Genomic DNA, 19,119 nt, shown 5'->3' on the forward strand with positions numbered 1-19,119 from the left:
GGAACTCGAAGCCAGTCGAACGTCGTTTGCGGGCGAGACTGCCAGGCAAATGACGGCCGTCTAGCCGGAGGAGTCAAAGTGCCACGTTGGTCGGCTGTGCTTTGTTCAATCGGCGGCTACCGCTATGCTGGCGGCTATTCAGGCAGGAGCGATTGATGAGCAAGGTCAGTGTGCTGGTAGTGGATGACGCGCCGTTCATCCGGGATCTCGTTAAGAAAGGGTTGCGCAGCCATTTTCCCGGTATCCGCATCGAGGAAGCGGTGAACGGTCGCAAGGCCCAGCAGATGCTAGATCGCGAACGCTTCGACCTGATTCTCTGCGACTGGGAAATGCCCGAGATGTCCGGGCTCGAACTGCTCACCTGGTGCCGCGCCCAGGACGCGCTGAAAACCACGCCGTTCATCATGGTCACCAGTCGTGGCGACAAGGAAAACGTGGTGCAGGCGATTCAATCCGGCGTGTCCGATTTCATCGGCAAGCCGTTTTCCAACGAGCAGTTGACCACCAAGGTGCGCAAGGCGCTGGGCCGCGCGGGCAAGCTCGACGCACTGGCCGCCAGTGCCCCGGTACGGCCTACCAGCACCGGGATGGCTAATGACTCGCTCTCTGCGCTGACCGGTGGCCGGGCAGCGGCGGCCAAGCCTGCGGCCGCGGCACCGGTCAGCTCCCCGGCAGCGGCTTTCGCCTCGCCGCTGTTGCAGCCGGGAGCGGCCAGACCCGCCGCGCCAAAGAATGGCCGTGGCCAGGGCCAGCTACGTCTGGCGTCGGGCACGCTCGCCTGTGTAATCAAGGGGCTGAGCCTCAAGGAAGGCCTGTTGGTGGTGAAACGCGGCGAGAACCTGCCGCAGGTGCTGGAAAGCGCCGTGCTCGATCTGGAGCAGGGTGAGGCCGGCGAGGTGGCCCGTCTCAATGGCTATCTGCACGCCGTTGCGGCATTGGAGCCGAAACCGGATAGCGAGTGGCTGCAGCTGACCTTCCGTTTCGTCGACCGCGATCCTCAGAAACTCGATTACTTGTCGCGGTTGATTGCCCGCGGCACCGCGCAGCGGCATTTCGTACCGGGTGCCTGACCGAGACGGCAATTCAAGTGAGCCGCCTAGAGCGCCGATCAGCCGAAAAGCAGAGCGCCGAAGGGAACGATTTCACAGGCCGACAGTCGGTGGCTCGCGCATGCCCCGTTGCGCTGCTAGGCTGCTGGCCTCTGAATACATAACCACCGTGAAGTCTGCCGTTATGTTGGGGCGCATCGTTCTCTGTCTCGGGCTGTTCTGGCTGGCCTCGCCGGCCTCGGCCCTGACCATCTACAAGTACACCGACGCCAACGGCGTGGTCACCTACAGCGACCAAGCCGCACCGGGCGCGCGCGTGTTTACTTTCAATGACCGTATGGTCGAGAAGCTAGACACCCAGGTGAAGCTCGAAACCCGCAAGCACGCGGCAGGCGAGACCTTGCTGGTGCGCAACGATCTGTTCGCGCCGGTGGATATCGAGCTTCAGTTGAGCGGTGTCGAAAATGCCGTCGGTGCACCGGACAAGCCGATTCGTTGGGTGTTGCCGCCGCGCAGTCAGATCCGCCTGGCGACCCTGGCGCCGCTTGATCCGAGCAAGCCGCTGAGATACACGCCTAAGCTGCGCCATGCGCTGGGCGATCCGCGCCTGCTGCCGAAACCCTACCGCTACCCGCTGCCCTGGCGAGGCGGTCCGTTCCGGCTGACTCAAGGCGCCAATGGCAAGTACAGTCACTTCACGGCCAAAGGTCGCTACGCCGCCGATATCGCCATGCCCGAAGGTACGCCGATCGTCGCGGCGCGCGGCGGAATGGTGGTGCGGATAGAGAACAGCCAGAGCGGGCGCGGCAACAATCCCTCCGGCAATTTTGTGCGAATCATGCACGATGACGGCACCATGGGCGTCTATCTGCACCTGATGAAGGGTTCGGTGAATGTTCGCGAGGGTCAGCGAATCGATACCGGGGCGCTCATCGCACGCTCCGGCAATACCGGCAACAGCACCGGCCCGCATCTGCATTTCGTAGTACAGCGCAACGTTGGCCTAGCCCTCGAGTCGATTCCCTTCGACTTTTCCCAGCCGGTCAACAGCCTGCCGAACTTTGCTGTTGGCGGGGACTGAAGCTAGCTTCAAGCCATAAGCGGCAAATAGAGGCAAAAAGCAAAGCGCTAATGCCCGTCCGAGATTCATCGGCCACTTGGCTGATCAGCTTGCAGCTAGTCCTGCTTCAGCACCTTGGCCAGTACGATCTTCGGGCCGCGCATTTTCTTAATGACAATCTGCAGATCATCGACGAACAGTACTTCGTTTTCCTCTGGAACCCGCTTCAGGGTTTCGTAGATCAGGCCGGCGAGGGTATCCGCCTCGACGTGGTCGAGATCGACATTCAGCAGCCGTTCCACCTTGAAAAGCGGCGTATCGCCGCGTACCAGCAGCTTGCCTGGCTGGTAGGCGAGGATGCCGCGCTCGGTCTTGCGGTGCTCGTCCTGGATGTCGCCGACCAGCACCTCGAGCACATCTTCCATGGTCAGGAAGCCCACCACCTTGTGGTCGCCTTCCTCCACCAGCACGAAATGCGCGCCACCCTGGCGGAATTGATCCAGTAGGGCATTCAGCGGCAGGTGCCGGGGCACTCTTTCCAGCGGCCGCAGCAGGGCGGTGAGGTCGAAGTGCTGCGCCAGCTGTTCGTCGCTGGCAAGGGCCAGTAGCAAATCCTTGATATGCAGCAGGCCGATGTACTCGCCCTGCGCGGTATCGAACACCGGGTAGCGGCTGTACTTGTGACGGCGGATCAGGTCGAGGATATCGGCCAACGATGCGTCATGTTCCAGCTGCAGAAGATCTTCGCGCGAGTTGGCCCAATCGGCGACTTCCAGTTCGCTCATCTCCACGGCGGAGGCCAGCACCTTGATGTCCTGATTGGCCGGATCCAGCGCACGGTTGGAGTGCAGGATCAGCTTCAGCTCCTCGCGGCTGTAATGATGTTCATGGTGACCCCCCGGCTCGCCCTGGCCGGCGACGCGCAGGATTGCGTTGGCGCTTGCATTGAGCAGGTAGATTGCTGGGTACATGGCCCAGTAGAACAGGTACAGCGGTGCGGCTGTCCACAGCGACAATAGCTCGGGCTTGCGGATCGCCCAGGATTTCGGCGCCAGCTCGCCAACCACGATGTGCAGGTAGGAAATGATGAAGAACGCGGTGAAGAAAGCGATACCGTGCACCACGGCCTGCGATTGCACGCCAACGGCGGCCAGCAGTGGCTCGAGCAGGTGGGCAAAGGCCGGTTCACCGACCCAGCCGAGGCCCAGGGACGCCAGGGTGATACCTAGCTGACAGGCGGACAGGTAGGCATCCAGTTGCGAGTGCACCTTGCGCAGGATGTGCCCTCGCCAGCCGTGTTGCTTGGCGATGGCTTCGACTTTGGTTGCGCGTAGCTTGACCATGGCGAATTCAGCCGCAACGAAAAAGCCGTTCAGCAGAACCAGGAGCAGGGCAAATAGAATCAGGCCGAAATCGGCAAAGTAGGAGGTTGCAGCGTAACTAGGGGAGGGGTCCATGAAGGTTTCGGGTGGTTGATGACGGCACAAGAATGGGGCCGACCCCTGGTAAATTCAAGACGCCGATGACGGCGTCGATCAGCGGCCAGGGCAGGCGCTCACTGCGTGGTGGCCTGAGACAGCGGGAAATGGCAAGTGAAGATGCTGCCTTTGCCCGGCGTGCTGTTCACGTCCAGACGCCCCTGATGGCGAAGCAGCACATGCTTGACGATTGCCAGGCCCAGTCCGGTGCCGCCGGTGTTGCTGGCGCGGCTCGAGTCGACCCGATAGAAGCGTTCGGTCAGGCGCGGCAAGTGCTTGGATTCGATGCCGATCCCCGAGTCCTCCACGGCCAGGTGCGCGCCATGCTCGCTGCACCACCAGCGGATCCGAACCTCGCCTCCGGCCGGGGTGTACTTCACCGCATTGAACACCAGGTTGGAGAAGGCGCTGCGTAGCTCGGCCTCGCTTCCCTTGAGTAGCAGGGTGGGGTCGGCTTCGAGACTGATGTCATGGTTGCGATCGGCCGACAACGCCTGGGCGTCGCTCCTGATCGATTGCAGCAGGGTGGCGACGGCCACCGGTTGAGCGTTGGCTGGTGGGTTGGTGGCTTCCAGCTTGGCCAGCAGCAACAGATCGTTGAGCAAATGCTGCATGCGTCCGGCCTGCTCATTCATCTGATTCAGTGCCCGCGGCCAGCGCGGCGGCATTTCATCGGTGTGTTCGAGCATGGTTTCCAGATAGCCGGAAATCACAGTCAGCGGCGTGCGCAGCTCATGTGAAACATTGGCAACGAAGTCCTTGCGCATCTGCTCCAGCAGGTGAAGGCGGGAGATGTCGCGCACAACCATCAGATGCTCACTGTTGCCATAGTGGGTGATGGTGAACTGCAGCCAGAGGCGCTCGTTGACCGGTGAAGCAAGCACCAGGGGCTCTTCATGACGACCGCTGTCGAAGTATTCCTTGAAGCTCGGGTGGCGTATCAGATTGCCGACCGGGTGCCCGGTATCCTGCGGCTTCTTCAGGCCCAGCAGGCGCTCTGCGGCGGGGTTCCACCATTCCAGATTGCCATCGCTGTCGAGCATGACTACCGCATCTTTCAGTGCCGTAGTAGAGCCCTGAACGCGGTCGATCACCGATTGCAGCTGACCGCGCAGGCGAATGTCTCGGCGTTGCATCTGATAGAGGTTGTCGAAGATATCGCCCCACAGCCCATTGCTGTCCGGCGGAGCGTCGTCCGGTGTGTTGCGCTTGAGCCACTGCAGCAAGCGCCGCATTTGCTGCAGCGTCCATCCGAGATAGCCAATCAAACCCACGACCAGGGCCCAGGCGTACTCGCCAGTGATCAGGCCGATCAGCAGGCAGCCGCCCAACAGCAGAAGCAGCTGGCGCACCAGCGCGCCTTGCCAGTTTTGGTTCACCGCTAACGCTCCTTGAGGCAGCTTGAGGCCGGCCGGAAATCATGCTGTACAACGCCGGCTAAGACTCGGCGGTTCGGACCGTGGGGTGACCGGCTGGGCGGTTACATCGCCGTAGCGGCCCGGATGCGGGTCGGTTCAGCTCTTGGTGGAAAAACGATAACCGGTGCCGCGCACGGTCTGCACCAGGCTTTCATAGGTGTCGCCCAACGCCTTGCGCAGGCGGCGGATATGCACGTCCACGGTACGCTCTTCTACATATACATTGCCGCCCCAGACCTGATCGAGCAACTGACCGCGCGTATAGGCGCGCTCCTGGTGGGTCATGAAGAACTGCAGCAAACGGTATTCGGTAGGACCCATGTCGGCCGGGGTGCCATCGATCGTGACGCGGTGGCTGATCGGATCGAGCAGCAAGCCACCGATCTCGATGGGTGCCTCGGTGTCATTGGGCGCGGCGCGACGCAGCACCGCTTTCAGGCGCGCCACCAGTTCGCGCGGCGAAAACGGCTTGGTGATGTAGTCGTCGGCGCCCACTTCCAGCCCTTGGATCTTGTTGTCCTCGGCATCCTTGGCGGTGAGCATGATGATCGGAGTGTTGGCGGTCATTTCGTCGCGCTTGAGGCGCCGGGCCAGCTCGATGCCGGAGGTGCCGGGGAGCATCCAGTCGAGCAGGATCAGGTCCGGTTGACGATCGATGATCAGCGCGTGGGCCTGCTGCGTGTTATCCGCTTCGAGGCATTCGTAGCCGGCCATTTCCAGCGCCACCACGATCATCTCCCGGATCGGTGCTTCGTCATCGACGATCAGTATGCATTTACCGTTCATGTCCGCTCTCGGTCCGTTTCTTGTCGCTCGGCATTAGATAACGGAAATGTTGCAGCGGTGTGACAAAATTCAACCGGCAACACGAATCCCACAATATGGGAGTGTAACTCGCATATTGAGATAGTCGGGCGATCAAACTAAGGTGGTGGCGTAGGAGATGCTCATGACCCAAGACAAGAACAAAGAAGCTCCCCTCGGCGCACAGGCGCTATTCCGAGGTTTGGCCGCCATCGATGCGGTCTCGCAGGGTGCTGATTCGCTTGCGGCCATCGGCGCGGTGATCGGTTGCACACGCAGCACCACCCATCGTCTGGTCGCCGCATTGGTTCAGGCGGACTATCTGCGCAGCGAGGCTCTGGGCTACCGCCTCGGTCCACGTTTGATAGAGCTGGGATACAAGGCTCGCGCGGAGATGCCGTTGATCAAGCTGGCACGGCCGCATCTGCAGCGTCTGGCCGACATGACCCAGGACACCGTCCACCTCGGCGTCCGGGAAAGTAGTGATGTGCTTTACATAGACAAGTTGTCGAGCACACGTGGCCTTGAAATGCGTTCGCGCATCGGTTTGCGCATGCCGCTTGCACTGACTGGCATCGGCAAGGCGTTGATGCTCGACCTGCCTGCGGTGGAATGGCAGCTGCTCTACGAAGAAGGGCTCCAGCGCCGAGAGGGACAGAGCGGTCTCCGTGAAGAATTCACGCCTTGGCAGGAATACCACGCGCAAATGGCGGAGTACGCGGCTGGCGGATTCAGCTTCGACCTCGAAGAGAACGAGCTGGGCGTACGCTGCGTCGCCGCCCCGGTGCGTGATACCGGAGGCGAGATCGTTGCGGCACTGAGCGTGGCGAGTGCCATCCCTTATATGCCGGAAAGTCGACTGGAAGAGCTGCGACCGATCGTCGTTCGTTGCGCGGCTGATGTATCCGCCGAATTGGGTTGGAGAGGACGATGAGCGAACCCTGCCTGATCGGCATCGACTGGGGAACCTCATCCCTTCGCGCCTATTTGCTTGGCCCAGATGCTTCGTTGCTCGATTCCCGGACGCAGCCCTGGGGCATTCAGCACACCCCTGACCGCGATTTTGCCCGGGCCTACCGGCTCCTGCTGGAAGACTGGCTTGCGCAGTGGCCCGGTCTACCAGCCATTGGGTCGGGCATGATCGGTAGCCGTCAGGGCTGGCGCGAAGTGCCGTATATGGACTGTCCCGCCGATGCTCACGCACTCGCCGCCGGGCTGGTCAGCCTCGACACGGGTGCCGGGGCGCTGCACTTGATTCCGGGGGTGCGTCAGGGCGGTGAGCGCCCGAACGTGCTGCGCGGTGAGGAAACCCAGGTCGTTGGGGCTCTGGCGCTGGAACCCGGTCTGATTGAAGAGGCGCTTCTGCTACTGCCCGGAACCCATAGCAAATGGGTCCAGGTGCGTGACGGAAAGCTTCAGGGTTTTACGACCTTCATGACTGGCGAGCTTTTCGCCGTCCTGCGAGATCACTCGATTCTAGGCCGGCCAGCGCTGGAAGCCGGAGTCATCGGCGATGCGCAGGTTTACCGGCGTGGCGTACAGGCTGCGCGCGACAGCGGCTCCCGCGGTATCGCCGATCAGCTGTTTAGCGTGCGCAGTTTGGTGCTGAGCGGTGAGCTTCCGGCTACCAATAGCCTGGACTATCTATCCGGCTTGCTGATCGGTGAGGAGTTGCGCAGCGCACTAAGCGGGCCTGCTGTTTCATCTGTCCCGACGCCGGTGCTGCTTGGCGATCCTGCGCTGTGCACGCGTTATCGCCAAGCATTCTCGCTATTTGGCATCGAATCGGTACGAAGTCTCGACAATCCCGGCGTTGCCGGCCTATGGCGGATCGCACAGGCCGCCGGGCTGGTCACCGCAAAGGAGGTGCAACATGATTGATCGATTCATGGCCCAGTTACCGCTGATTGCGATCCTGCGAGGCATCACCCCGCAGGAGATCATCCCCGTGGGTCGGGCGCTTCACGAGGCGGGGTTCCGCCTGATCGAGATCCCACTGAATTCGCCGCAGGCGCTCGAGAGCATCGAAGTGCTCGCTGCTGACCTCGGCTCTGATTGCCTGGTCGGCGCCGGCACGGTGCTGAATGTGGCTCAGGTACAGGCGGTCGCTGCAGCCGGTGGTCGTCTCATCGTCTCGCCGAATATGAATCCGGAAGTCATCCGTGCCACGCGAGCTGGCGGGATGGTCAGCGCACCGGGTGTGGCAACGCCGAGCGAAGGTTTCGCTGCGTTGGAGGCGGGTGCCCAGATGCTCAAGCTGTTCCCCGCCGAACAGTGTGGCCCCGCGGTCGTGAAAGCTTGGCGAGCAGTGTTTCCCCAGGACTGCCGGCTGGTTCCTGTCGGCGGTATCACGCCTGACAACATGGCTACGTTCATCGATGCAGGTGCGGCTGGTTTCGGCCTAGGGTCCGCCCTTTACAGGCCGGGCCAGGATTGCGCGGACGTGGCGCATAACGCCGCTGCATTCGTAGCCGCCTGGGAAAGACGGAATATCAAATGAGGTAACCCCAACGCCCGCCTTCCGGGCCGTGCAGCTGTGTTCAACAACAATAAAAGGAAAGCTGATATGTCCATGAAATCAACCCCTCGCTGGGTTCGCAAAGGTTGCCACGCGCTGGCATTGCTATTTGGCCTGAGCGCTTTACCGGTCGCGGCCGCCGAGTGGCCGACCCGTCCGGTCACCATCGTCGTCCCGGCTGGTGCCGGCGGCGGTTCGGATGGCACTGCACGGATTCTCGCCAAATATCTCAAGGATGAGTTCGGTCAGCAGTTCAACGTGCTCAACCTCGGACAGGGTGGCGGTGTGGTTGGTATCAACCGCATCGTCAATGCCAAGCCGGACGGCTATACGCTCGGCGTGCTGTTCAACTATGCCCATTACAAAGAGATGGGGCAGGCGAATTTCGAGCTGAAAGACTTCACACCCATCGCCCAATACAACTTTGACCCAGCAGGCTTCCAGGTCCGCACAGACTCCCCGTTCAAGACCGTCAATCAGGCGCTAGATGCGATAAAAGCCGAGCCCGCCAAGTACACCATCGCCTGTGCCGGCGGCTGTGGCGGCTCTTGGCCGGTTGCGGTGGCGACACTGCTCGACCGTTGGGGCGTCGAAATGAACAAGGTGCGGATGATTCCGGGACAGGGCGCGGCGGCTGCTATGCAGGACCTAGCTGCTGGAGGGGTCGATTTCGTGCCGAGTTCACTGCCCGAGGCCGATGCCATGCTCAAGACCGGCACGGTGCGCAGCCTGGCAGTATTCGGCCCCGATCGGCAGGAAAACTTCCCTGAAGTGCCTTCGCTGAAGGAGGCCACTGGCCTTGAGCTGGAGCTCGGCTCGTTCCGCGGGCTGGTCGCACCTGCCGGCTTGCCGGAGAACGTTCGCGCCAAGCTCGAAGGTGCAATGGAAGCGATCTACGCCAACCCCGAATGGCAGACCGAGATGAAGGCGCGTGGCTTCAACCCGCAATGGCGCGACTCGGAAGCCTTTGCCCGTTACCTTGAGCAGCACACGGGTGACGTCAAGGCGCTGTTTGCCAAGATGGATATGTGATCGCAGTCAGCACGGAGTTGCAGCCATGAAACTATCCGACCTGACTTGGGGAATCCTTTGTCTGGCGCTTGGCCTCGGCGTGCTTGTCGTGGCTGGTGGCATGGAGGCCTCACCCTACTTTCAGTACGGCGCCGGTTTTTACCCGTCGATTATCGGGACGATGCTGATGCTCGTGGGTTTGGTACTGGCCAGTAAAGGCGCTGCGGCTGCCCGGGCCGGACGCGCGCCGCTGTGGCTGGGGTTGTGTGACTGGTGCCGTGTGCCGGGTCACTGGCTCAGCCTAGGGCTGGTGGTCGGCGGTATGGTGGCGTTCCTGCTGTTGGTAGAACCCCTTGGTTTCCTTCTCACCGGATGGTTGCTGGTCGCCGGGCTCGGTGCCCGGTTCACCGGCCGACCGTTGCGCGCGATGGTCTGCGCAGCCGGCGTAGTTGCGTTCCTCTATCTGTTCTTCCAGCAGGTCATGGGCGTGCCGCTGCCGCAGGGCCTGCTGGCCAATCTCGGAGGGCTGTGAATGGACGTCATCTTCGACGCGTTCGGCCAGGTCTTCACCTTCAAGGTGCTGGCCATCATGGCCGTCGCCGCGCTTTATGGGCTGATGGTCGGTGCGATTCCTGGGCTGACTGCAACGCTGGCGGTGGCACTGATGGTGCCGATTACCTTTTTCATGGACCCGGTTCCGGCGATCGCCGCGATCGTGACCATGGCGGCGATGGCGATCTTCGCCGGCGACCTGCCTGCGGTGCTGTTGCGCATGCCCGGCACGCCGGCCTCCGCTGCGTACACCGATCAGGCCTATCGTTTCACTCAGGCCGGGCGTGGCGAGTACATCCTCGGCATAAGCGCTTGCACGTCGGCGATTGGCGGCTCCATCGGCGTGCTGGCGTTGATGTTCGGCGCGCCTTTGCTGGCGCGATTCGCACTCAACTTCAGCTCCTTCGAATATTTCTGGCTGGCGACGCTCGGGCTGACTGCCGCGATCATGGTGGGCGGCACGCGGGTCAGCCGCAGTGCGGTGTCATTGCTGATTGGCCTGCTGGTTGCCAGTGTCGGCATCGACCCGGTATCGGGCGAGACGCGTTTTACCTTCGGCAGCGACGCGCTGCTTGGGGGCTTCGGTTTCATCCCTGTCATCATCGGCCTGTTTGCGGTGGCGGAAATCCTGCGGTTTTGCACCCGCAGCGTCAGCGAGCGTGAGCTGCCGCAGGTTCCTCAACAGCCGCTTTACTGGCAGGCGTTGCGTGATGTTCTACGGCACAAGTTGGGTATCTTGCGTGGTTCGGTCACCGGGACTTTGATTGGCGCTCTGCCAGGTGCGGGTGCGGATATCGCCGCTTACATCGCCTATGCGATGGGTCGACCCGACCGAGGCGTCTCTCAGGGGGACGTCGACGAAGCGGCAGTCGCCCAGATCGCCCCCGCGACGGCAGCCAACAACGCCGCAGTCGGTGGCAGCTTCGTCCCAGCAACGGTCTTCGGCATTCCCGGTGATTCGCTGACCGCCATTGTCATCGGTGTTCTGTTGATGAAGGGGCTTAATCCGGGGCCGACGATCTTCACCGACAACGGCAGCATGATCAACGCGGTATTCCTGGCGTTTCTGCTGGCCAATCTGATGCTGATCCCGTTCGGTTTCCTCGCGGTGCGCCTGTTCAAACAAGTGCTGCGCGTTCCGCAAGGCGTGCTAATGCCGTCGATCCTGCTGTTTGCCATGGTCGGTGCGTATGCCGTGGAGAACAGCCTGTTTGCGGTGGTGACCATTCTGGTCTTCGGTGTGCTCGGCTTTCTGCTCGAAGAGAACGATTTCCCCCTGGCCCCGATGATCCTCGGCATCGTGCTCGGGCCGCTGTTGGAGGAGACCTTCGTGACCTCGATGATGCGTTCGAACGGCAGTTTCGTCGCCTTCGTCGAGCGCCCGGTATCCCTGGTGTTGGCACTCGCCACGCTCGCTGTCTGGCTGGTGCCCCCGCTGGTGCGTCTATGGCGCGAACGCCACACCCCCCGTCCCGCCCTAACCGACTAAGGAGCAACCATGTATTTCCAAGACCTCAAAGGCAAACGTGTCCTCATCACTGGCGCCACCATGGGCATCGGTCTCGCCACGGCCAAAGCCTTCGCAGCCCTCGGCGCGCGGGTTGCGATCACTGCGCGCAATCGCCCGGCTAATCTCGACGAGCTACTGACCGAGCTGTCCGCGTATGGCGCGGAGGCGGCGTTTTTCGCTGGCGACCTGAGCCGCAGCCAGGATTGCATCGATACCGTGGCGGCCTTTGTCGAGCGCTTCGGCGGGTTGGATGTGCTGATTAACAACGCTGGAGCATTGCTGGAACGGCGAGGCCTGGAAAAGATCGATGATGCCTTCTTCGATGCCATGGTGGACGTGAATCTGCGTTCGGCGCTGCTGGTGACGCGTGAAGCGATCCCGCATTTGCGCGCATCGGCCAAGGCAAGCGGGCAGAGCGCATCGGTGATCACCACCGGCTCGATTGCCGCCTACAACGGAGGCGGGCCGGGCGCGAGCCTCTATGCCGCTGCCAAGGCCTGGCTGCATAACGTGCAGCGCAATTGGGTGCGCGAGTTTGCCGGTGACAACATCCGCTTCAACGTAGTCGCGCCCGGGACCGTGGATACTGCGTTCCATGCGGACAAAGACGACACGGCCCGTGCGCAGGTCAACACCACCATTCCGCTCGGCCGCTTCGGCACCTCGGAGGAGATGGCGCCGGCGTATCTGTTCCTCGCCTCGCACGCTTGCAGCGGCTACATCACGGGTCAGACGCTGGACGTCAACGGCGGCCAGGCGATGCCCTGAGGAGTGCGGCATGAACACTCAAATAGCTGCTCCCCCACTGGCTTATGGACCACCAATCAGCCTGGAAACGGCAAGTCGTGTGGTCGAGGCTGCGCACAATCACGCCCAGGCCAACGGCTGGGCTATGGTGATCGCCGTGACTGATGCGGGCGGTCACATGGTTCTGCTGCAGCGGATGGATCACGCCGCGCATGGCAGCGTCGAGGTGGCCCAGCGCAAGGCCGTTACCGCGGCAGCCTTCAAGCGCACCACTAAAGGCTTCGAGGAGACTCTGGCCAGCGGTGGGGCGACGTTGAGGTTGCTGTCGATGCATAACGCCATCCTTATGGACGGGGGGATTCCCCTGATTGAGGATGGTCGAGTGGTGGGTGCCATCGGCGTATCAGGCATGCACCCAAGTCAGGATGGTCAGGTCGCCGAGGCCGGCGCGCGCGTGCTGCACGGCTGACCGTCCGCCAGATCAAGAGGTCCGCCCGGCAACGTCGCGGCGGGCTTTCTTATGTGCGGGCTGCGTAATCCAGAATGATCCCGGCAAGAATAGCCAGCCCCGCCCAATGATTATGCAGAAACGCCTTGAAGCAGACCTGCGGCTTGCGTGAGCGGGTTTTCCAGAATTCCCAGGCAAAGCACAGCGCAGCAATCGTCAGGCCCAGGTGGAACCACTGGCCGAGCTCGAAGCGCACACCGGCAAGGATCAGGCAGAACAGGGCGAGGCCCTGAAGGGTCGCGATGATGATGCGGTCGGCTTCGCCGAAGAGGATGGCGGTGGACTTGATGCCGATCTTCAAATCGTCATCACGGTCAGCCATGGCGTAGTAGGTGTCGTAGCCCACGGTCCAGACCACGTTGGCGATGAACAGCAGCCAGGCTTCCGGCGGCAGCTCGCCACGCTCGGCGGTGAACGCCATCAGCATGCCCCAGGAAAAGGCCGCGCCGAGCACTACCTGTGGGTAGTAGGTGTAGCGCTTCATGAAGGGATAGAGCGCCGCAACGCCGAGGGCGCCGAAGGACAGCCATATGGTCGCCGCATTGGTGAACAGGACCAGGACGAAGCTCAGGGCGACGAGGATGGCGAAAAGAATCCAGGCTTCTTTAACCGAAATCTTGCCGGTAGCCAGCGGGCGGCCCTTGGTGCGGCTGACGTGACCGTCGAAGTTGCGATCGGCGAAGTCGTTGATGACGCACCCTGCGGCGCGCATGAGGATGACGCCGAGGACGAAGATCACCACGTTCTTAACGCTGGGCGTGCCTTCGCCGGCGACCCACAGCGCCCAGAGCGTCGGCCATAGGAGCAGGTAGGTGCCGATTGGGCGATCCAGACGCATTAGCTGGATGAAGTCCCAGGCGCGCGGATGCAGGCGATTGCTCGATTGCAGAAGCTTCTGATACATCGGCGGGTCTCCAGTCAGTACGGGGTGTCGGCAGGTGACGCGGAGTCTGCCCAGCCTTCAGCCATCGATCCGTGCCGCGCGCCACAGGGTCGGCAGAAACACTTCAGCCACCAGCACGCCCAGCTCACCCTGGGTGAAGCATGAGCGACGCGCCCATAGCTGTTCCTGACGAACCTCTTCGGGGAGCCAGGCGGCTGGGTAACGGCGGGCTTCCAGCGGGCCGCGAGCGAAGGCGTGATCACTGAACAGCAGCTCGCCCAGCGACCGGCTGCCGAGGCTCTGCAGGTCGAGGCCAGAGTGCTCCAGTGCGCTGCGGGCCGCGACGCTACGGGCGAAAACCCAGGGTAGCAGTTGGCCGCGCAGGTAGACCTCGCGAACCCAGCCTTGGCTGCCGCTCGCCACTCCCAGCGCGGCGCACTCGTCATCGCGCAGCGCCTGCCACCCTTCTGCGAGCGGCAGCACACTGAAGGCGCCATCGGCGAGATCGGTAAGGCGTCGCGTCAGCGAGCCTCTATCGACAAATAGCCAATCGTGAAGGGCAGGATCGAGCGGAGCGGGAAAACGGTCGGCGGTCAGCCAAGTCTGGAAGTCGGGCACGAGCGATAGCGGCAGCGAAAAGAAGCGCCGAGTCTAGCATGCGGCACGAAGGCCGCTCCAAACCCGAGCCAAGGCACGCCTTACGCCTGCCGTTCACGGTGGATCTTATGTCCAGCCCTCCAGGCGCATGGTGGCGCGGACCAGGCGCTGTTCCTCTTGCTCGATCTCCTTGAGGTTGTCACGGATGCCGTGGATGTGGTCGCGCGCGGCGCGCTGGGCCTGGTCCGGCAGACGCTCGGTGATGGCATGGAACAGCCGCGAGTGTTGACGGTCGATCTGCCGCTTTTGCAACGGCCGGTGATAGAGGTTGTTCACCGAGGCGAACACCGTGGACAGCATCAGATCGGTCAGCGATTGCAGCGTATGAACCAGCACCGGGTTGTGTGAAGCCTCGCTGACGGCGAGATGAAAGGCATGGTCGAGGCGCGCGTGCTCCCGTGGATCACCGCCTTCCTCGGTATGCGCGGCGAGCATTTCTTCGTAGCGTCGACGTAGCAGGATGAAGTCGGCATCGGTGCCGCGCAACGCCGCCAGTCGTGCCGACTCGCCCTCCAGTAGCGCGCGGACTTCGAGCAGATCGAACAGGGTGCGCGGTTGCGAGTTGAACAGATGCATCAGCGGACTGGCGTCCTGCTCGCCGGACAGTCTGGCGACATGGGAGCCACGACCTTGCGCGGTTTCGATGATGCCGCGTCCACGCAGCACGCGCAGCCCCTCGCGCAAGGCCGAGCGAGAGATGCCGAGCTTCTCGCACAGACGGCGCTCCGACGGCAGGGTCTGACCGACCTTGAGCACGCCGTCGACGATTAGTCGCTCGATCCGCTCGGCGACGATATCGGCCAGTTGGCGGCGTTCTTGGGTGTTTTCGGACAGCATAAAGGATCTCCTTTCACTGGTAGGACCAGTTTCGCGGAAGTCTACCGCAATGCAGGCGAAGGTGGCTGCAGGCCTGATATATGGGCATCCTATGTCGAGATGTTGAAAGCATGACGAAAGAAACTGGTAGGACCAGTGGTTTTGCCGATGGACGATTCGGGTGCGTCAGGCTAATGATGCGGCAATCCACCGCAGCTGGCCGTGCTGGCGGTGAACAATCAAGAGCACCAACTGCCATGAATATTCTCTACGACGAACGCGTCGACGGTGAGCTGCCCAAGGTCGACAAGGCCGCATTGCTTGCCGAGTTGCAGGTTCAGTTGCCTGGCTTGGACATCCTCCACCGCAGGGAAGATCTCACACCCTACGAATGCGATGGCCTGTCTGCTTACCGCACCACGCCGATGCTGGTGGTGCTGCCCGAGCGCATCGAACAGGTCGAAACGCTGCTGAAGATCGCCCATAAACGGGGCGTGCCGGTCGTCGCTCGCGGCGCCGGTACCGGGCTGTCCGGCGGTGCGCTGCCGTTGGAGCAGGGCATCCTGCTGGTGATGGCGCGCTTCAACAAGATTCTCGAAGTCGACCCGGCCGGTCGCTTCGCCCGTGTTCAGCCTGGCGTTCGCAACTTGGCTATTTCCCAGGCCGCGGCGCCCTATGACCTCTACTACGCGCCCGATCCTTCGTCGCAGATCGCTTGCTCGATCGGTGGCAACGTCGCCGAAAACGCCGGCGGCGTGCACTGCCTGAAATACGGCCTGACCGTGCACAACCTGCTGAAGGTGGAAATCCTCACCGTCGAGGGCGAGCGCATGGTGCTCGGCTCCGACGCGCTGGATTCACCGGGCTTCGACCTGCTGGCGCTGTTCACCGGCTCCGAAGGCATGCTCGGCATCGTCACCGAAGTGACGGTCAAGCTGCTACCCAAGCCGCAGGTGGCGCGGGTACTGCTGGCCGCGTTCGACTCGGTGGAAAAGGCCGGTCGCGCGGTGGGTGACATCATCGCCGCGGGCATCATTCCCGGTGGCCTGGAAATGATGGACAACCTGTCGATTCGCGCCGCCGAAGATTTCATTCATGCCGGCTATCCGGTGGACGCCGAGGCGATCCTGCTCTGTGAGCTGGACGGCGTCGAAGCCGATGTGGTCGATGACTGCGCGCGCGTCAGCGAGGTGTTGAAACTGGCCGGTGCCACCGAAGTGCGCCAGGCGCGCGACGAAGCCGAGCGAGTGAAATTCTGGGCCGGGCGCAAGAACGCCTTCCCGGCAGTCGGGCGGATTTCACCGGACTACTACTGCATGGACGGGACTATCCCGCGCCGCGAATTGCCAGGCGTGCTCAAGGGGATTTCCGATCTGTCCGAAGAATACGGCCTGCGCGTGGCCAACGTGTTCCACGCTGGTGACGGCAACATGCACCCGCTGATTCTCTTCGATGCGAACACCGAGGGCGAGCTGGAGCGCGCCGAGGCGCTGGGCGGCAAGATTCTTGAACTTTGCGTGAAAGTTGGCGGCTCCATTACCGGCGAGCACGGCGTTGGCCGCGAGAAGATCAATCAGATGTGCGCACAGTTCAACGCCGACGAGCTGACGCTGTTCCACGCGGTGAAGGCGGCCTTCGATCCGAGTGGTCTGCTCAATCCTGGCAAGAATATTCCGACGCTGCACCGTTGCGCCGAATTCGGCGGCATGCACGTGCACGGCGGGCAGTTGCCCTTCCCCGAACTGGAGCGCTTCTGATGACGGTTTCCTTTGACGCTAGTGAGCAGCTGATCGAACAGGTCAACCAGGCGTTGGCGGCCAATACCCCGCTGTGCATCCAGGGCGGCGGCAGCAAGGCGTTTCTCGGCCGCCCGGTCGAGGGCGCGCTGTTGGACACCCGCACTCATCGCGGCATCGTCACCTATGACCCCACTGAACTGGTGGTCACCGCACGCGCCGGCACGCCGCTGGCTGAACTCGAAGCCGCGCTCGACGAGGCCGGACAGATGCTGCCCTGCGAGCCGCCGCACTTCGGTCCAGGCGCCACCGTCGGCGGTATGATCGCCGCCGGACTGTCCGGGCCGCGTCGGCCCTGGTCCGGCTCGGTACGCGATTTCGTCCTGGGCTCGCGGGTCATCACCGGACACGGCAAGCACCTGCGCTTCGGCGGCGAGGTGATGAAGAACGTCGCCGGCTACGACCTCTCCCGGCTGATGGCCGGCAGCTTCGGCTGTCTCGGTGTGCTCACCGAAGTCTCGCTCAAGGTACTGCCCAAGCCGCGTCTGTGCCGCAGCCTGCGGGTCGAGATGAGCGTCGATCGGGCGCTGCTCAAGCTCGCCGAATGGGGCCAGCAGCCCGTACCGATTACCGCTGCCAGCCATGATGGCCGTGCGCTGCATCTGCGTCTCGAGGGCGGCGAAGGCTCGGTCAATGCCGCCTGTGAGCGTATCGGTGGCGAAGCCCTCGATGGCGAGTATTGGCAGGACCTCCGCGAACAGCGCCTGGGCTTCTTCGCCGATGCGCGGCCGCTGTGGCGGTTGTCGCTCCCGACCAATACGGCCGAGCTGGCGTTGCCCGGCGAACAGCTGATCGACTGGGGCGGTGCTCAGCGCTGGCTGAAGTCCGATGCCGATGTGCAAACCATTCGCGGCATTGCCGCTGAAGTCGGCGGGCACGCCATCTGCTTCACCGCTGGCGCCTGCGTTAGTCCGTTCCAGCCATTGGGCGAGCCGCTGCTGCGCTATCACCGCCAGCTGAAGACGCAACTCGATCCGCAGGGGATCTTCAACCCCGGCCGAATGTACTCCGAGGTCTGATATGCAAACCAATCTCAGCGAAGCCGCGAAAAAACTGCCGCGTGCCGAGGAAGCCGAAAGCATCCTCCGTTCCTGCGTGCACTGCGGTTTCTGCAATGCGACCTGCCCGACCTACCAGTTGCTGGGTGATGAACTGGACGGCCCGCGCGGACGCATCTATTTGATGAAGCAGATGTTCGAGGGCGGCGAAGTCACCGAGAGCACCCAGACCCATCTGGATCGCTGCCTGACCTGCCGCAACTGCGAAACCACCTGCCCATCCGGCGTGCAGTATCACAACCTGCTGGATATCGGCCGTGACTTCATGGAGCAGCAGGTCCAACGCTCCGTCGGCGAGCGCCTGCTGCGCACTGGGCTGCGTACCGTGATCCCGCGTCCTGGCCTGTTCAAGGCCTTGCTCGGTACCGGCAACGCGCTGCGCCCGCTGATGCCTGCGACGCTCAAATCGCACATGCCGCGCCAGGTCAGCCCGGCCAAGCCGCGGCCCCAGGTGATGCATGCGCGCCGTGTGCTGATGCTGGAGGGTTGTGTGCAGCCGAGCCTGTCGCCCAACACCAATGCGGCCACTGCGCGCGTGCTCGATCGTCTTGGTATCAGTGTTTCCAGCGCCCGCGAAGCCGGTTGCTGCGGCGCCGTGGACTATCACCTGAACGCCCAGCAAGCCGGCCTGGACCGCGCCCGCCGTAACATCGACGCCTGGTGGCCCGCTATCGAAGGCGGCGCCGAAGCCATCGTGCAGACCGCTAGCGGTTGCGGTGCCTTCATCAAGGACTATGGTCACCTGCTGCGCGACGATCCGGCTTATGCGACCAAGGCCGCTCGGGTCAGTGCGCTGGCCAAGGACCTGGTGGAAGTGCTGCGCAGCGCCGAACTGGAGCGTCTTCGCGTCAAGGCCGACAAGCGCATGGCGTTCCATTGTCCATGCACGCTGCAGCACGCACAAAAGCTCAGCGGTGCGGTCGAAGACGTGCTCACCCGGCTGGGCTTTCAGCTCACCGCGGTCCCGGATGCGCATCTTTGCTGCGGTTCTGCCGGCAGCTACTCGATCACCCAGCCAGAGCTTTCCAAGCAGTTGCGCGACAACAAGCTCACCGCCTTGGAAAGCGGCAAGCCGGAAGTCATCGTGACCGCTAATATCGGCTGCCAGACTCATCTCGACGGCGCCGGCCGTACACCGGTACGGCACTGGATCGAGGTTGTCGAGGAGGCGATGCAATAAGTCGCACTGCCACCGTAGGGTGGGCCGGGCGGCGCTCCGCTTTAGCCCAACAGGCCTGCTGGCCGGCGGGCGGT

General features: G+C 62.8%; 19 protein-coding genes. 13 read left to right on the top strand and 6 right to left on the bottom strand.

All coding sequences use genetic code 11. The features are described from left to right. Positions 1-155 precede the first annotated feature (155 nt). Together H3028_RS07135 and H3028_RS07140 are read left to right on the top strand one after the other, a co-directional pair. Entirely contained in the window at positions 156-1,070 is a 915-nt protein-coding gene (locus H3028_RS07135; RefSeq protein ID WP_181296345.1) for a response regulator, read from the top strand. Positions 1,071-1,233: 163 nt separating this feature from the next. Beyond that, positions 1,234-2,130: a peptidoglycan DD-metalloendopeptidase family protein gene (locus H3028_RS07140; protein ID WP_181296535.1), complete on the top strand. Its 897-nt coding sequence runs from the start codon at positions 1,234-1,236 to the stop codon at positions 2,128-2,130. A 95-nt stretch (positions 2,131-2,225) separates the two neighbouring features. Here the strand turns inward: H3028_RS07140 and H3028_RS07145 are convergent, their stop codons facing one another. The 3 genes from H3028_RS07145 to phoB all read right to left on the bottom strand — a co-directional run bounded on the left by H3028_RS07145 (position 2,226) and on the right by phoB (position 5,791). Continuing rightward, positions 2,226-3,566 (bottom strand): hemolysin family protein, encoded by a 1,341-nt coding sequence (locus H3028_RS07145; protein WP_181296346.1) that lies wholly within the window; start codon positions 3,564-3,566, stop codon positions 2,226-2,228. Between the two features lie 98 nt (positions 3,567-3,664). Continuing rightward, entirely contained in the window at positions 3,665-4,966 is a 1,302-nt protein-coding gene (phoR, locus tag H3028_RS07150) for a phosphate regulon sensor histidine kinase PhoR (RefSeq protein WP_181296347.1), read from the bottom strand. Positions 4,967-5,101: 135 nt separating this feature from the next. Then, positions 5,102-5,791, bottom strand: a complete 690-nt coding sequence (gene phoB, locus H3028_RS07155; protein WP_181296348.1) for a phosphate regulon transcriptional regulator PhoB — start codon at positions 5,789-5,791, stop codon at positions 5,102-5,104. 163 nt (positions 5,792-5,954) lie between these two features. Between phoB and H3028_RS07160 the strand changes: the two genes are divergently transcribed. From H3028_RS07160 to H3028_RS07195, 8 genes are all read left to right on the top strand, one after another. After that, complete coding sequence (locus tag H3028_RS07160; protein ID WP_181296349.1) at positions 5,955-6,743, top strand: IclR family transcriptional regulator; 789 nt, start codon at positions 5,955-5,957, stop codon at positions 6,741-6,743. Then, positions 6,740-7,690 (top strand): 2-dehydro-3-deoxygalactonokinase, encoded by a 951-nt coding sequence (locus H3028_RS07165; RefSeq protein WP_181296350.1) that lies wholly within the window; start codon positions 6,740-6,742, stop codon positions 7,688-7,690. The genes H3028_RS07160 and H3028_RS07165 overlap by 4 nt, the downstream gene beginning before the upstream one ends. Then, positions 7,683-8,309 (top strand): 2-dehydro-3-deoxy-6-phosphogalactonate aldolase, encoded by a 627-nt coding sequence (locus H3028_RS07170; protein ID WP_181296351.1) that lies wholly within the window; start codon positions 7,683-7,685, stop codon positions 8,307-8,309. Before H3028_RS07165 ends, H3028_RS07170 begins: the two co-directional genes overlap by 8 nt. Positions 8,310-8,375: 66 nt before the next feature. Continuing rightward, positions 8,376-9,359: a tripartite tricarboxylate transporter substrate binding protein gene (locus tag H3028_RS07175; protein ID WP_181296352.1), complete on the top strand. Its 984-nt coding sequence runs from the start codon at positions 8,376-8,378 to the stop codon at positions 9,357-9,359. A gap of 25 nt (positions 9,360-9,384) precedes the next feature. After that, positions 9,385-9,870 carry a tripartite tricarboxylate transporter TctB family protein gene (locus H3028_RS07180; RefSeq protein WP_181296353.1) on the top strand — a complete coding sequence of 162 codons (486 nt, stop codon included), beginning with the start codon at positions 9,385-9,387 and terminating at the stop codon, positions 9,868-9,870. Then, positions 9,871-11,379, top strand: a complete 1,509-nt coding sequence (locus tag H3028_RS07185) for a tripartite tricarboxylate transporter permease (protein WP_181296354.1) — start codon at positions 9,871-9,873, stop codon at positions 11,377-11,379. Positions 11,380-11,388: 9 nt separating this feature from the next. Then, positions 11,389-12,168, top strand: coding sequence for an SDR family NAD(P)-dependent oxidoreductase (locus tag H3028_RS07190; protein ID WP_181296355.1), 780 nt, complete (start codon positions 11,389-11,391; stop codon positions 12,166-12,168). A gap of 10 nt (positions 12,169-12,178) precedes the next feature. After that, positions 12,179-12,616 (top strand): heme-binding protein, encoded by a 438-nt coding sequence (locus tag H3028_RS07195; protein ID WP_181296356.1) that lies wholly within the window; start codon positions 12,179-12,181, stop codon positions 12,614-12,616. Between the two features lie 49 nt (positions 12,617-12,665). On the opposite strand, the gene ubiA is transcribed toward H3028_RS07195, so the two are convergent. The 3 genes from ubiA to glcC all read right to left on the bottom strand — a co-directional run bounded on the left by ubiA (position 12,666) and on the right by glcC (position 15,032). Further along, positions 12,666-13,559 (bottom strand): 4-hydroxybenzoate octaprenyltransferase, encoded by an 894-nt coding sequence (gene ubiA, locus H3028_RS07200; RefSeq protein ID WP_181296357.1) that lies wholly within the window; start codon positions 13,557-13,559, stop codon positions 12,666-12,668. 57 nt (positions 13,560-13,616) lie between these two features. Next, positions 13,617-14,156, bottom strand: coding sequence for a chorismate lyase (locus H3028_RS07205; protein ID WP_181296358.1), 540 nt, complete (start codon positions 14,154-14,156; stop codon positions 13,617-13,619). Positions 14,157-14,261: 105 nt separating this feature from the next. Next, a complete protein-coding gene (glcC, locus tag H3028_RS07210) occupies positions 14,262-15,032 on the bottom strand; it encodes a transcriptional regulator GlcC (protein WP_181296359.1) in 771 nt (256 codons plus the stop codon). Positions 15,033-15,268: 236 nt separating this feature from the next. On the opposite strand from glcC, the gene glcD reads away from it, so the two are divergent. The 3 genes from glcD to glcF are packed head-to-tail and all read left to right on the top strand — an operon-like array spanning position 15,269 to position 19,045. Next, the gene (gene glcD / locus H3028_RS07215) at positions 15,269-16,768 is read left to right on the top strand and encodes a glycolate oxidase subunit GlcD (RefSeq protein WP_181296360.1); all 1,500 of its coding nucleotides are present in this window, start codon (positions 15,269-15,271) and stop codon (positions 16,766-16,768) included. Further along, positions 16,768-17,826, top strand: coding sequence for a glycolate oxidase subunit GlcE (glcE, locus tag H3028_RS07220; protein WP_181296361.1), 1,059 nt, complete (start codon positions 16,768-16,770; stop codon positions 17,824-17,826). Before glcD ends, glcE begins: the two co-directional genes overlap by 1 nt. A 1-nt stretch (position 17,827) precedes the next feature. After that, on the top strand, positions 17,828-19,045 hold the full coding sequence (gene glcF, locus H3028_RS07225) for a glycolate oxidase subunit GlcF (protein WP_181296362.1): 1,218 nt from the start codon (positions 17,828-17,830) through the stop codon (positions 19,043-19,045). Positions 19,046-19,119 lie beyond the last annotated feature (74 nt).

It is taken from the genome of Pseudomonas sp. Q2-TVG4-2 (assembly GCF_013620795.1).
Lineage (GTDB): Bacteria > Pseudomonadota > Gammaproteobacteria > Pseudomonadales > Pseudomonadaceae > Stutzerimonas.

Bases quoted from the DNA above. Each gene is read 5' to 3' on its own strand.
- H3028_RS07135 (WP_181296345.1), top strand. From the start codon at position 156: ATGAGCAAGGTCAGTGTGCTGGTAGTGGATGACGCGCCGTTCATCCGG.
- H3028_RS07140 (WP_181296535.1), top strand. From the start codon at position 1,234: ATGTTGGGGCGCATCGTTCTCTGTCTCGGGCTGTTCTGGCTGGCCTCG.
- H3028_RS07145 (WP_181296346.1), bottom strand. From the start codon at position 3,566: ATGGACCCCTCCCCTAGTTACGCTGCAACCTCCTACTTTGCCGATTTC.
- phoB (WP_181296348.1), bottom strand. From the start codon at position 5,791: ATGAACGGTAAATGCATACTGATCGTCGATGACGAAGCACCGATCCGG.
- H3028_RS07160 (WP_181296349.1), top strand. From the start codon at position 5,955: ATGACCCAAGACAAGAACAAAGAAGCTCCCCTCGGCGCACAGGCGCTA.
- H3028_RS07165 (WP_181296350.1), top strand. From the start codon at position 6,740: ATGAGCGAACCCTGCCTGATCGGCATCGACTGGGGAACCTCATCCCTT.
- H3028_RS07170 (WP_181296351.1), top strand. From the start codon at position 7,683: ATGATTGATCGATTCATGGCCCAGTTACCGCTGATTGCGATCCTGCGA.
- H3028_RS07175 (WP_181296352.1), top strand. From the start codon at position 8,376: ATGTCCATGAAATCAACCCCTCGCTGGGTTCGCAAAGGTTGCCACGCG.
- H3028_RS07180 (WP_181296353.1), top strand. From the start codon at position 9,385: ATGAAACTATCCGACCTGACTTGGGGAATCCTTTGTCTGGCGCTTGGC.
- H3028_RS07185 (WP_181296354.1), top strand. From the start codon at position 9,871: ATGGACGTCATCTTCGACGCGTTCGGCCAGGTCTTCACCTTCAAGGTG.
- H3028_RS07190 (WP_181296355.1), top strand. From the start codon at position 11,389: ATGTATTTCCAAGACCTCAAAGGCAAACGTGTCCTCATCACTGGCGCC.
- H3028_RS07195 (WP_181296356.1), top strand. From the start codon at position 12,179: ATGAACACTCAAATAGCTGCTCCCCCACTGGCTTATGGACCACCAATC.
- ubiA (WP_181296357.1), bottom strand. From the start codon at position 13,559: ATGTATCAGAAGCTTCTGCAATCGAGCAATCGCCTGCATCCGCGCGCC.
- glcC (WP_181296359.1), bottom strand. From the start codon at position 15,032: ATGCTGTCCGAAAACACCCAAGAACGCCGCCAACTGGCCGATATCGTC.
- glcD (WP_181296360.1), top strand. From the start codon at position 15,269: ATGAATATTCTCTACGACGAACGCGTCGACGGTGAGCTGCCCAAGGTC.
- glcE (WP_181296361.1), top strand. From the start codon at position 16,768: ATGACGGTTTCCTTTGACGCTAGTGAGCAGCTGATCGAACAGGTCAAC.
- glcF (WP_181296362.1), top strand. From the start codon at position 17,828: ATGCAAACCAATCTCAGCGAAGCCGCGAAAAAACTGCCGCGTGCCGAG.